Origin of the sequence: Streptomyces sp. NPDC059874, assembly GCF_042731135.1 — a bacterium.
In the GTDB taxonomy this organism is placed as follows: Bacteria; Actinomycetota; Actinomycetes; order Streptomycetales; family Streptomycetaceae; genus Streptomyces.
In genome coordinates this window covers 1-10,186 of record NZ_JBHWJY010000149.1, presented here as the reverse complement: position 1 = coordinate 10,186, position 10,186 = coordinate 1, and the positions used below count along the sequence as shown (strand labels likewise).

Genomic DNA, 10,186 nt, shown 5'->3' with positions numbered 1-10,186 from the left:
CGGTGTCCCTCCGGGGCGTCTCCTCGTCCTCGCGCACTGAGGGTCATCCGGGCTGCTGAGCCATGGTTGCGCGCTCGTCCTGCGGGGACGCCCCGCAGTGCCCCCGCTCCCCCCGACGACCAAAACCCCGCCCACGCGGGTCGGGAGCGTGCAGTGCCCCCTGCTCTTCCGTCAGCCAAGCCCGCACCCCTGGGCGGGAGCGTGCCGTTGGGGTGGGGACACGCCGGAGTGTCCCCGCAGGACGAGCGCGCAACCACCCTCACTTGTCGAAGCACCTGCCAAGTGCGCGAGGACGAGGAGATGCTCCGGCGGGGCACCGCCCCAACCCAGGGCGATCCCGGCCCAGGAAAATCCAGCCTCGCCGGCGATTGAGGCGCGGGGTCCGGGGCAGAGCCCCGGCAGCGAAGCCGCCCCGACCAGGCCGGTCCCGGCCAGGGGACAACCCCAGCCCCGCCGGGAGGCACGCGGCGCCGCACAGGCCGGGCCGGTCCCGGCCAGGGGGCAAAGCCGGCCCCGCCGGGAGGCACGCGGTGGAGTCTGCCGGTTCGGGGAGGGCTACGGGCGGCCCGTGATGACGGCGGTCAGGGTCGTGCCGCGGGGGAACGCGCCGGCCGCGGTGAGGTCGGTCAGCGCCCACAGCAGCTTGGCGACGTAGATCCGCTCCGCCGAGACGCCGTGCCGCCGCTCGAAGTCGGCGGCGAAGGCGTCCAGTTCGGCGGGCACACGGGCGTAGCCGCCGTGGTCGTACCCCTCGGCCAGGCTCCAGGCGCCGGCCGGCCCTCCGAAGGCGGCCGCCTGGAGGGAACGTATCTCCGCGTCCAGGAAGCCGCCCGCCAGCACCGGCACGCCCAGCGCCCGCTGCCCGGGGTCCAGTCCGGCGGCCAGTCCGGCCAGGGTGCCGCCGGTCCCGCAGGCCACGGCGACCACATCGGCCGCACCCCGCAGCTCGCGGCCCAGCTCGGCGCAGCCGTGCAGGGCGAGGGCATTGCTCCCGCCCTCGGGGACCACGTACGAGCCCTCCGCCCCGGCCTCGCTCACCAGCCGCGCCAGCACCTCCGGCTCGCCCTTGCGCCGGTACTCCGGCCGGGAGACGAAGTGCAGCCGCATTCCGTCGGCCGCGCACCGGGCCAGCGAGTCGTTGAGCGGCCGCCCGGCCAGCTCGTGCCCGCGCACGACCCCGACGGTCCCCATGCCGAGCAGCCGCCCGGCCGCGGCGGTGGCCCGCAGGTGGTTCGAGTAGGCCCCGCCGAAGGTGACGAGCTCGGAGTGCCCCGCCTCTACCGCGGCCCGCAGATTGGGGGCGAGCTTGCGCCACTTGTTCCCGGGCAGCTCGGGATGGACGAGGTCGTCCCGCTTGAGCAGCAGCCGCACCCCCCGCGCGTCGAACCGCTCGTCCGCCACCTCGACGAGCGGGGACGGCGGACGCGGCAGCAGTTCGGGGTGGGTCACCAGGCCATTGTCCCCGGTGTTACTTCAGGCGCTCCTCGACGCGGTCGCGCAGGGAGTTCATCGTGAAGCCCTTGGGGTCGATCTTGCCCGGTTGCCATTCCAGGTGGCCGATGACCGAGCGGGCCGTCCACCCGTGGACCCGGCAGATCGCCGCCGCGGCGCGGGTGATGGCTTCCAGTTGGACCGCCGGCCAGGGGTCCTCGCCGTCGCCGAGGTTCTCGCACTCGAAGCCGTAGAAGTGGCGGTTGCCGTCGGTGTCCGCCCGGTCGTCCGGCGGGAGGCGCTTCTCCGCGATCACCGCCGCCAGGACGTCGTGGTCCCCGGCGCCCGCGTGGTTGGCGCGGCCGTAGCCGACGAGGTGGACGCGGCCGTCCTTGGCGATCACGCCGTGGCAGAGCGGGCCGGGGAGGGCCGAGTGGCCCTCGCGGCAGAGCTGGACGGTGTGCGGGGTGCCGTGCGTGACGGTGTGGTGGATCATCACCCCGTGCACCGGGCCCCAGGGGCCCTTGTGGTTGCGGTTGTGGGTGCGCCAGGCGCCGACTTCGACGACGGTCAGGCCCTCGTCCCGCAATGCGTCGATGAACCGGTCCGCGGACATGGGTGCGGCCATGACCGCCTCCTTTACGGTGCGTGTGCGTATCGTCACGTTCCGGTTTAGTGGAAGCGGCCGTTCCGGGGCTAGGGCGTGATCCGGCCACCCGTCACGCGGAAGCCAGCCACAGGTCCGGGCCGAACACCTCGTAGTGGATGTCGGCGGCCGGCACGCCCTTGGCGAGCAGTTGCTCGCGCACCGCCCGCATGAAGGGGAGCGGGCCGCAGAGGTAGGCCTTGGTGCCGGGGGCGACGGGGACGGCTCCGAGGTCCATGTGGCCGGTGTGGTGGCCGGGTTCGGCCGACTCCTCGTACCAGAAGTGGGCGGAGGCGTCCGCGAGCTTGTGGGTCAGGGCCCGGTGGTCGCCCCGCAGTGGGTGGTCGGCGGGGGAGCGGTCCGCGTGCAGCACGGTGACCGGCGCGGTGTGCGCGGTGTCGGCCAGGTGCTCCAGCATCGAGAGCATCGGGGTGCAGCCGATGCCGGCGGAGGCGAGCAGGACCGGTGCGTTGGAGTCCCGCAGGGTCAGGTCGCCGTACGGGGCCGAGACGCGCAGGGTGTCGCCGACCTGGACCCGGGCGTGCAGGTGGCCCGAGACCTCGCCGTCGGGGCCCGCCGCGGCCGGGCCGTGGACCCGCTTGACGGTGATCGCGCGGACCGCGGAGCCGGGGGAGGTGGAGAGGCTGTACTGGCGGATCTGGCGGGCGCCGTCCGGGAGTTCGACCTGGACGGAGACGTACTGGCCGGGCTTGTAGGAGGGGGCCGGGGCGCCGTCGGCCGGAGCGAGCTGGAAGGTGGTGCAGTCCGCCGTCTCCTCGACGCGGGCGGCGACCGTCCACTCGCGCCAGACGTCGCCCGCGAGCACCTGCCGCTCGGCGTAGAGGCGCTCCTCGATGGTGACGAGGGCGTTCGCCATCAGCCAGTAGACCTCGTCCCAGGCCTCCGCGACCTCGGGGGTGACGGCCTCGCCGAGGATCTCCACGATGGCCTCGAAGAGGTACTTGTGGACGATCGGGTACTGCTCGCGGGTGACGCCGAGCGAGGCGTGCTTGTGGGCGATGCGGTTCAGCATCACGTCGGGACGGATGTCGGGATGCGCGACGAGGTGGGTCGCGAAGGCCGCGATGGAGCCGGCGAGGGCCTGCTTCTGGAGGCCGGCGTTCTGGTTGCCCCGGTTGAACAGGTCGCGGATCAGCTCCGGGTGGGCCGCGAACAGCTTGCCGTAGAAGAGCTCCGTGATGTCGCCGATCGCGGCTCCGACGGCGGGCAGGGTGGCTCGTACGGTCGCCGTCGACTTCTCGGAAAGCATCGGGACTCCTCGCGTGTGGGTGGTGCAGGGGTGGAACTAATTGGTATCTGAGATGCGCATTTTTGGGCCGAAAAAAGGTCCGCCGCGGTGCGGACCCTGTCAGGTTGAGCCTAAGTGGCCCGGTGGTGGGCGGAAATCGGCCATCCGGCCCGGATCGTCAGGGCCTTTCGGCCCCCGTCGGCGGCCGGCCCGAAATGCCCAGCAGCAGCGGGCCGGTCGGGGCCGCCACCAGGTCGTTCACCGTCAACGGGTCCAGCGAGGCGAAGAACGCCTCCTGGGCGCGGCGCAATGCGCCGCGCAGCACGCAGGCGGCGCGCAGCGGGCAGGGCGTGGTGCGGTCGCAGTCCACGACGTCGCCCGGGCCCTCCAGTTCGCGGACCACCCCGCCCACCGAGGCGGCGCGCCCGGCCGGGGTCAGGGCGAGCCCGCCACCGCGACCGCGCCGGGCCTCGACCAGGCCGAGGTGCTGCAGCCTGGCGACCACTTTGGCCGTGTGGGTGTACGGGACCCGCATGGTCGCCGCCACGTCGCGCGTGGTGGGGAGGTCCGTCTCCGCGACGGCCAGGCGCATCAGGACGCGCAGGGCCAGGTCGGTGAATCGGGTGAGCCGCATGTCTCGACCGTAGAAAACTTGCATCCTCAATGCAAATTAATGGCCGGAAGTGGTGGGCGCCGAGGGGCTCGTGAGGCCCGTGGGGCAGGAGTGGGCCTCAAAGCCTGCCCCGCACCCGGACGGAGTAGTCCCACCCTTTTGTGTAATGGTCCCACCACGCTACGTAATGAAAGGCTGAGTCCCGCAGATCCATGGAGTGATCGAAAGGGAAATTCATGTCGGTCCAGGCAGGTTCCGAATCCGAGGCCCAGACGCCGCAGCGCAGTCTCGGGACATCGGCCGCGCGGAACTTGGCAACCACGACCAAGTCCGCGCCGCAGATGCAGGAGATCACCTCGCGGTGGCTCCTGAAGATGCTCCCGTGGGTCTCGGTGCAGGGCGGTACCTACCGCGTCAACCGCCGGCTCAGCTACTCCGTCGGCAACGGCGTCGTCGAGTTCATCAAGACCGGGACCCAGGTCCAGGTCATCCCCGCCGAGCTCGGCGAGCTCCCGCTCCTGCGCGACTACGAGGACGAGGAAGTACTCGCCGAACTCGCCCGGCGGTGCCGCCAGATCGACTTCGAGCCCGGCCAGGAGCTCACCTCCTTCGGGAGCCCCTCGGACCAGGTGTTCCTCCTCGCCCACGGCCGCATCGACCACGTCGGCCCCGGCCCCTACGGCGACGACGCCGTCCTGCAGACCGTCGCCGACGGCGCCTTCTTCGGCGAGGACTCCCTCGTCGATGAAGAATCGATTTGGGAGTACACCGCCCGCGCCGCCACCGCCGGCACCGCCCTGGTCCTGACCCGCCAGGACTTCCGACTGCTCGCCGACCGCGTCGACTCGCTGCGCGAGCACGTGGAGCGCGTACGGACCATGCCCGCGCAGCACACCAACAAGTACGGCGAGGCCGCGATCGACCTCTCCGCCGGCCACCAGGGCGAGGCCGTGCTCCCCGGCACCTTCGTGGACTACGAGGCCCGCCCGCGCGAGTACGAACTCTCCATCGCGCAAACGGTCCTGCGGGTGCACACGCGCGTCGCCGACCTGTACAACCAGCCGATGAACCAGACCGAGCAGCAGTTGCGGCTCACGGTCGAGGCGCTGCGCGAGCGCCAGGAGCACGAGATGCTCAACAACCCCGACTTCGGCCTGCTCCACAACGCCGACTACGACCAGCGCATCCAACCCCACGACGGCGCTCCCAGCCCCGACGACATGGACCAGCTGCTCAGCATGCGGCGCGGCTCCAAGCTCTTCCTCGCCCACCCCAAGGCGATCGCCGCCTTCGGCCGCGAGTGCAACAAGCGCGGGCTGTACCCGGAGTCCGTGGAGATCGACGGCCACCGCGTGCCGTCCTGGCGCGGGGTGCCGATCTTCCCGAGCAGCAAGATCCCGATCAGTGACGCCCGCACCACGTCCATCCTCTGCATGCGCACCGGCGAGGACGAGCAGGGCGTGATCGGCCTGCACCAGCCGGGCATCCCGGACGAGATCGAGCCGAGCCTGTCGGTGCGCTTCATGGGCATCAGCGAGCAGGCGATCATCTCCTACCTGGTCACCGCCTACTTCTCCGCCGCCGTGCTGGTTCCGGACGCGCTCGGCGTCCTGGAGAACGTCGAGATCGGCCGCTGGCGCTGAGCGCCGGGAACGCCATGGGCACCGCCCTGACCACCGGCGAGGGACAGGAAGCCGCCGCCCTGCTGGAACGGACGAGAGAAACGGTTAACCCGCAGCTGCGCCGGACGGTCGAGAGCCTGCCCGGTTCGATGCGGCGGGTCGCGATGTACCACTTCGGCTGGGAGCACGCGGACGGCACCCCGGCCGCGGGCACCACGGGGAAGGCCATCCGGCCGGCCCTGGTCCTGGCAGCCGCCCAGGCCCTGCGGGGCCCGGACGGCCAAGTGGACGACGCCGTACGGGCGGCGGCGGTCGCCGTCGAGTTGGCGCACAACTTCACGCTGCTCCACGACGACGTCATCGACCGGGACGTCCAGCGGCGCGGCCGGGACACGGCCTGGACCGTCTTCGGGACACCGGACGCGATCATCACGGGCGACGCCATGATGGCGCTGGCGCTGCGGCTGCTCGCCGAGGACCCGCACCCGGCCGCCGCGGAGGCCTCGGCCCGCCTCACGGCCTGTGTCATCGAGCTGTGCGCGGGCCAGCAGGCCGACTGCGCGTTCGAGCAGCGTCCGCGCGTCTCGCTCGACGAGTGCCTCGCCATGGCCACCGCCAAGACCGGGGCTTTGCTCGGCTGCGCGTGCGCCCTGGGCGCGCTGTACGCGGGGGCCGGGCCGGAGGAGGTCGAGGCGATGGACGCCTTCGGCCGGGAGGCCGGGCTGGCCTTCCAGCTGATCGACGACCTGATCGGCATCTGGGGGGATCCGGGGCACACCGGCAAGCCCGCCGGGGCCGATCTGATCGCCCGCAAGAAGTCCCTCCCGGTCGTGGCCGCCCTCACCTCGGGCACCGCGGCGGGGGAGGAGCTGGCCGCCCTGTACGCGGGTCCCATGACCGGGGACGACGTACGCAGGGCCGCCGAGGCGGTGGACCGGGCCGGCGGGCGCGACTGGGCCCAGGCCCATGCCGCCGACCGGATGGGCCGGGCCGTCCAGCAGCTGTCCCGGGCCGTTCCGGACCTCGCGGCGGCGGGCGGGCTGCTGGCGCTGGCCGAGTTCGTGACGCGCCGCACGCGGTGAGCACGTAGACGGTGGGCGGGGAAGGCCCGTTCCGGCGCCGCATGGTGCCGGAACGGGCCTTTCTGCGCAGGTGGGTCAACTCTAGGATCACTCAAGGTCGTTGAAGCTTGAGTGAAGGGTGTGACCAGTGGCACTGGAGATACGTCAGGCGGATCAGTCGGACCGGGACGCGGTGGCGCGGCTGCTCGACGAGGCCTTCCGCACCGACCCGGTGAGCAGCTGGGTCTTCCCGGATCCCGAGCACCGGGCCGCCGTGCACGGCAAGTTCCTCGGGGTCTTCGTGGACGTGGCGCTCGCCGAGGGTCGGATCGACTACGCCGTGGACGGCTCGGCGGCCGCGCTCTGGCTGCGGATCCCGGCGGGGGAGCCGGAGGGCGAGGACGAGATCCCGGCGAAGATGCGGGCCGTGGCCGACCCGGACAACGAGCGGTGCGAGCTGGTCGGCCGGCTGACGGGCGCGGTGCACCCCACCGGGGAGGAGCACGAGTACCTGCTGATGATCGCCGTCGCCCCCGGCCGACAGGGGGAGGGGCTGGGCACCGCGCTGATCCGGCCCGTGCTGGAGCGCTGCGACCGCGAGGGCGTGGCGGCGTACCTGGAGGCGAGCAGCGAGCGCAGCATGGGGCTCTATGAGCGACTGGGCTGGGAGTTCACGGGCGAGGCGGTACGGCTGCCGGACGGGCCGCCGATGTGGCCGATGTGGCGCAAGCCGCGGTCGTAGAACGGATAGGGCTTGCGTAACCACTACAGCTGAAGTACTTTACTCGACGTGCCCCGGTGCGGCGGCACTGTCAAACGGAAGAGACTCGCTTGCGCAAGCTCACGTACTTCATCGCCACCACGGTCGACGGCTTCATCGGAGCCCCGGACGGCGACGCCGACTTCATCTACGCCTTCCTCGACCCCGAGTTCATCGACCACCTGAAGGCCGAGTACCCGGAGACCATCGCCGCCGCGGGACGCGCGCAGTTCGGGATCGAGGACGCCGCGCCCAAGCGCTTCGACGCGGTGATCATGGGGCGCAGGACCTACGAGCCGGGCTTGAAGGCCGGCATGACCAGCCCGTACGGCCACATGCGCGAGCAGTACGTCGTCTCGCGCTCCCTCGCCGAGGCGCCGGACCCGCAGGTGCAGCTGATCAGCGGGGACCTCGCCGCCAAGGTCCGCGAGCTCAAGGCGCAGGACGGCCTCGACATCTGGCTGTGCGGCGGCGCCGACCTGGCGACCCAGCTGGCCGACGAGATCGACGAGTACGTCGTCAAGACGTACCCGGTGGTCGTGGGGACCGGCATGCCGATGTCCCGGACCGGATTCGGAGTGCGCCCGCTGGAGCTGACCGGCTGCACCGCCCTCGGCGGCGGCCAGGTCATCACCTCGTACGCCGTCAAGCGCTGATCCCGCGCGGCCCCTCCGATTCCGACAGAACGTGGGAAACCGGCCTACCGTAGAGATATGGCCGGTGAACAGCAGCAGCACCCGCGCGAGACGATCGCCCCGCACGCCGGGCACGAGCGGCACACGTGCCCGGCCTGCGGGAGCCCCGTCGAGACGGTGCTCAGGCGACGCAAGTCCCTGGGGATCTTCATTCCGGAATGGGTTCCGGGTCCCTGTCGGAACCCGGAGTGCCCGCGGTACGTTCCCCCGGAGACCTAGCGGGTCAGCCCTTCGCCCCCATCCCGGAGGCGACGAGGCCGTTGGCCCACAGTTGGTTCACGCGCGCCCGCTCGGTGCTGTTCGGGGTCGCGTTCTGGCACGAGGTGCCCGGGCCGCCGCCCGACATCAGTTCGCTGCACGGACCCGAGTAGTGGTCCGGCAGGCCCAGGACGTGGCCGGTCTCGTGTGAGGTCACCCGGGTGGAGTTGTAGATCTGGTTCTGCCGGTAGTCGAGGAAGATGTAGCCCCTGCCGTGCCCGTCCGTGCTCGCGTACGAGCCGCGCGAGTCATTGCCCTCCCGGTACGAGAAGTTCCCGCCGGAGGACACCTCCTGCAGCTTGACGTTGGTCACCGAGCTGTTCCATATCTGGGTGGAACGGGCGATCTGGGTGCGGAAGCTCGGCGCGTTGCGGGTGTTGTACGTGACCGTCACGGCCAGCACGCCGGGGTTCGCGGCGCGCTGCTCGGCGACCGAGCGCTGAACGGCCTCGAAGAAGGCGCGGTTCGCGGCCTCGTTCTCCTGTGAGCGCTCGTAGGCGGCGTAGGTGGCCGCGTTGCCGGCGGGGGCGGCGCTGGCCGTGGGGGCGATGGTGCCGAGGGCGGCGGCGAGGCCGAGGCCGAGGCCTGCGGCGCCGGTCAGCGCGGCTTTGCGGGAGTGGCGCATGTGGGGGAGCTCCTACTCGTCCGGTGCGGTGGGGGGTGGTGGTTCGGTACCGGAGTCTGCGGGAGCGGAAGCGGGCGGCGGATGATGTCAGCCGCCGATAACACGGGGTTATCGGGAACTTTCGGCACGTCAACATCCTTGAGAATGGCGGGATTCGGCGGCCTGTTGGTGGCTGGTGCGGTTCGCCCGGCCAGGCCTACCCTCTGGGGCATGGAGCTTGAGGTCAGGCACCTGCGGGCGCTCTGCGCCATCGCCGACGCCGGCAGTCTGCACAAGGCCGCCCGGCAACTCGGCGTGAGCCAGCCCGCCCTGACGACTCAATTGCGCCGCATCGAACGGGCCCTGGAGGGCGAACTGTTCCTGCGCGAGCGCACCGGCTGCCGACCCACCCCCTTCGGCCGAACGGTCCTCGGCCGGGCCCGGCCGCTGCTCGCCGAGATGGCCGCGCTGGTCGCGGAGGCCCGGGCTCAGGCCCACGGGCCCCGGCTGCGCATCGGCTCCACCGCCAGCCGGGCCCTGCCGGGGTGGCTGCGCCGGCTGCACGGGCGACTGCCCGATACCGAGACCTCGCTGGTGGTGGACGTCTCCGCCAACGCGCTGCTGAGGATGGTGGCTTCGGGGCAGCTGGACGTGGCGTTCGTACACGAGGTGGAGGGCAGCCCGCTGACCGTGCCCGCGGGGTTGCAGGTACGGGTGCTGATGGAGCGGGAGCCGCAGTTCGTGTCGATGTCCCGGGACCATCCGGCCGCGCGGTCGTCCGTGGTGGAGTTACGGGACCTGGCCGGGGACCGGTGGACGGTGGACCCCTCGGTGGACGGCGAATGGGACGGGCTGCGGCGGGTGTTCGCGGGAGCCGGGCTCGACCCGCCGGTGCTGCACGCGGACTACCACACGGCGACCTCGCTGATCGTCTCCGGCGAGGCGGTGGCGCCCTGCCAGCCGACGTCCGGGCCGCGGGACGACATGGCGATCAGGCCGCTGTCCGGGGACCCCCTCGCGGTGCGGCTCCTGCTGGCGACCCGGCCGGGGGCCCACGCGGAGGTCTACGCGGACCTCCGCGCGGCGTACCGCGAGGCCGCGCTGCGTGCCGCGCCGTACCGCCGGTGGCTGCACGACCGGGGGAGCCCGCTGCTGGCCGCGTGATCCCAGCGGGCTCGCCGCCGCTGCTGGGGCTCCGCCCCAGACCCCGCGCCTCAATCGCCGGCGAGGCTGGATGTTCCAGCCCC

Annotated in this window: 10 protein-coding genes; 5 read left to right on the top strand and 5 right to left on the bottom strand. The window is 72.1% G+C overall.

Going from position 1 to position 10,186, the window contains the following annotated elements:
• Positions 1-555: 555 nt before the first annotated feature.
• The 4 genes from ACFV9H_RS40565 to ACFV9H_RS40550 all read right to left on the bottom strand — a co-directional run bounded on the left by ACFV9H_RS40565 (position 556) and on the right by ACFV9H_RS40550 (position 3,960).
• A complete protein-coding gene (locus ACFV9H_RS40565) occupies positions 556-1,449 on the bottom strand; it encodes a 1-aminocyclopropane-1-carboxylate deaminase/D-cysteine desulfhydrase (RefSeq protein ID WP_385408880.1) in 894 nt (297 codons plus the stop codon).
• A gap of 19 nt (positions 1,450-1,468) precedes the next feature.
• Complete coding sequence (locus ACFV9H_RS40560) at positions 1,469-2,059, bottom strand: N-acetylmuramoyl-L-alanine amidase (protein ID WP_385408879.1); 591 nt, start codon at positions 2,057-2,059, stop codon at positions 1,469-1,471.
• Positions 2,060-2,150: 91 nt separating this feature from the next.
• Positions 2,151-3,347, bottom strand: a complete 1,197-nt coding sequence (locus tag ACFV9H_RS40555) for a globin domain-containing protein (protein WP_385408877.1) — start codon at positions 3,345-3,347, stop codon at positions 2,151-2,153.
• A gap of 157 nt (positions 3,348-3,504) precedes the next feature.
• Entirely contained in the window at positions 3,505-3,960 is a 456-nt protein-coding gene (locus ACFV9H_RS40550; RefSeq protein WP_385408875.1) for an RrF2 family transcriptional regulator, read from the bottom strand.
• Between the two features lie 215 nt (positions 3,961-4,175).
• Here ACFV9H_RS40550 and ACFV9H_RS40545 point away from each other — a divergent pair, with 215 nt between their 5' ends.
• The 4 genes from ACFV9H_RS40545 (at position 4,176) to ACFV9H_RS40530 (ending at position 8,038) form a co-directional block, all read left to right on the top strand.
• A complete protein-coding gene (locus ACFV9H_RS40545) occupies positions 4,176-5,582 on the top strand; it encodes a family 2B encapsulin nanocompartment shell protein (protein ID WP_385408873.1) in 1,407 nt (468 codons plus the stop codon).
• 14 nt (positions 5,583-5,596) lie between these two features.
• Positions 5,597-6,643 (top strand): family 2 encapsulin nanocompartment cargo protein polyprenyl transferase, encoded by a 1,047-nt coding sequence (locus ACFV9H_RS40540; protein WP_385408871.1) that lies wholly within the window; start codon positions 5,597-5,599, stop codon positions 6,641-6,643.
• 127 nt (positions 6,644-6,770) lie between these two features.
• Positions 6,771-7,364, top strand: coding sequence for a GNAT family N-acetyltransferase (locus tag ACFV9H_RS40535; protein WP_385408869.1), 594 nt, complete (start codon positions 6,771-6,773; stop codon positions 7,362-7,364).
• Positions 7,365-7,453: 89 nt separating this feature from the next.
• Positions 7,454-8,038: a dihydrofolate reductase family protein gene (locus ACFV9H_RS40530; protein ID WP_385408867.1), complete on the top strand. Its 585-nt coding sequence runs from the start codon at positions 7,454-7,456 to the stop codon at positions 8,036-8,038.
• 262 nt (positions 8,039-8,300) lie between these two features.
• Here the strand turns inward: ACFV9H_RS40530 and snpA are convergent, their stop codons facing one another.
• Complete coding sequence (gene snpA, locus ACFV9H_RS40525) at positions 8,301-8,960, bottom strand: snapalysin (RefSeq protein WP_385408865.1); 660 nt, start codon at positions 8,958-8,960, stop codon at positions 8,301-8,303.
• A 210-nt stretch (positions 8,961-9,170) separates the two neighbouring features.
• Here snpA and ACFV9H_RS40520 point away from each other — a divergent pair, with 210 nt between their 5' ends.
• Positions 9,171-10,103, top strand: a complete 933-nt coding sequence (locus ACFV9H_RS40520; RefSeq protein ID WP_385408863.1) for a LysR substrate-binding domain-containing protein — start codon at positions 9,171-9,173, stop codon at positions 10,101-10,103.
• Positions 10,104-10,186: the final 83 nt, after the last annotated feature.